Below are 1680 nucleotides of genomic sequence, written 5' to 3' on the forward strand. Positions count from 1 at the left end.
GGCATGTGACTCGCCGTACGCAGTAACGTGCGGGTCGCCGCGGCGGCCCGGGAAGCGACTCCGGCGGAGGGTGAGCCGGAAAAGGATCTCACCCTCGTCTAGCACAAAGCCATGAAGATCGCTTTCCGTACGGGCGGCGTCGTCGGCATGTTCACGGTGGGGCTCGGTCTGCTGGGCGCCTCCTGTGTGGTGCTGGTGTACACAGCCGACGCGCCGAAGGTGCTCGAGGGCTTCGGTCTCGGGGCCGCGCTCATCGCCATGTTCATGCGTGTCGGCGGCGGTATCTTCACCAAGGCCGCCGACGTCGGCGCCGACCTGGTCGGCAAGGTCGAGAAGGGCATTCCGGAGGACGATCCGCGCAATGCCGCGACCATCGCCGACAACGTGGGCGACAACGTCGGCGACTGTGCCGGGATGGCGGCCGACCTCTTCGAGTCGTACGCCGTCACCCTGGTGGCCGCGCTGATCCTGGGCACGGCGGCCTTCGGCGACGCCGGACTGGCGTTCCCGCTGCTCGTCCCCGCGATCGGCGTGATCACCGCGATGATCGGCATCTTCGCCGTGGCGCCGCGCCGCGCCGACCGCAGCGGGATGAGTGCGATCAACCGTGGCTTCTTCATCTCCGCGGTGATCTCGCTCGTCCTGGTGGCGATCGCCGTGTTCGTCTATCTGCCGTCGTCGTACGCCGACCTCGACGGCGTCACCGACGCCGCGATCCGGGCCAAGGACGGCGACCCGCGGATCCTGGCGCTCGTCGCGGTGGCGATCGGCATCCTGCTCGCCGCCGTGATCCAGCAGCTCACCGGCTACTTCACCGAGACCAACCGGCGCCCGGTGAAGGACATCGGCAAGACCTCGCTCACCGGCCCCGCCACCGTCATCCTCGCCGGCATCTCGGTCGGCCTCGAATCGGCCGTCTACACCGCTCTGCTGATCGGCCTCAGCGTCTACGGGGCCTTCCTGCTCGGCGGTACGTCGATCATGCTGGCGCTGTTCGCGGTCGCGCTGGCCGGCACCGGCCTGCTCACCACGGTCGGCGTGATCGTCGCCATGGACACCTTCGGGCCGGTCTCCGACAACGCCCAGGGCATCGCCGAGATGTCTGGGGACGTCGTGGGCGCGGGCGCGCAGGTGCTCACCAACCTGGACGCAGTGGGCAACACCACGAAGGCCATCACCAAGGGCATCGCCATCGCCACCGCCGTCCTGGCGGCGTCGGCGCTCTTCGGGTCGTACCGCGACGCGATCACCACCGGCGCGCGGGACGTGGGCGAGAAGCTCAGCGGCGAGGGCTCACCGATGACGCTGGCGATGGACATCTCGCAGCCCAACAACCTCGTCGGCCTCATCGCAGGCGCCGCGGTCGTCTTCCTCTTCTCCGGGCTGGCGATCAATGCGGTGTCGCGGTCGGCGGGTTCGGTGGTGTTCGAGGTGCGGCGGCAGTTCCGTGAGCGGCCCGGGATCATGGACTACACCGAGAAACCGGAGTACGGAAAAGTCGTCGACATCTGCACGAGGGACGCGCTCAGGGAGCTGGCCACGCCGGGTCTGCTCGCGGTCATGGCGCCGATCTTCATCGGCTTCACGCTCGGCGTCGGCGCCCTCGGCGCCTATCTGGCGGGCGCGATCGGGGCCGGCACGCTGATGGCGGTGTTCCTCGCCAACTCCGGCGGCGCCTGG

At 69.3% G+C, this 1680-nt stretch carries 1 pseudogene; it reads left to right on the forward strand.

Annotated elements, in window-relative coordinates:
• Positions 1-9 precede the first annotated feature (9 nt).
• Positions 10-1680 (forward strand): annotated as a pseudogene (locus tag ACTWQJ_RS51110) (sodium-translocating pyrophosphatase); the annotation flags it as partial.

Source organism: Streptomyces sp. KR55, assembly GCF_052245645.1.
Classification (GTDB): Bacteria; Actinomycetota; Actinomycetes; order Streptomycetales; family Streptomycetaceae; genus Streptomyces; species Streptomyces flavusporus.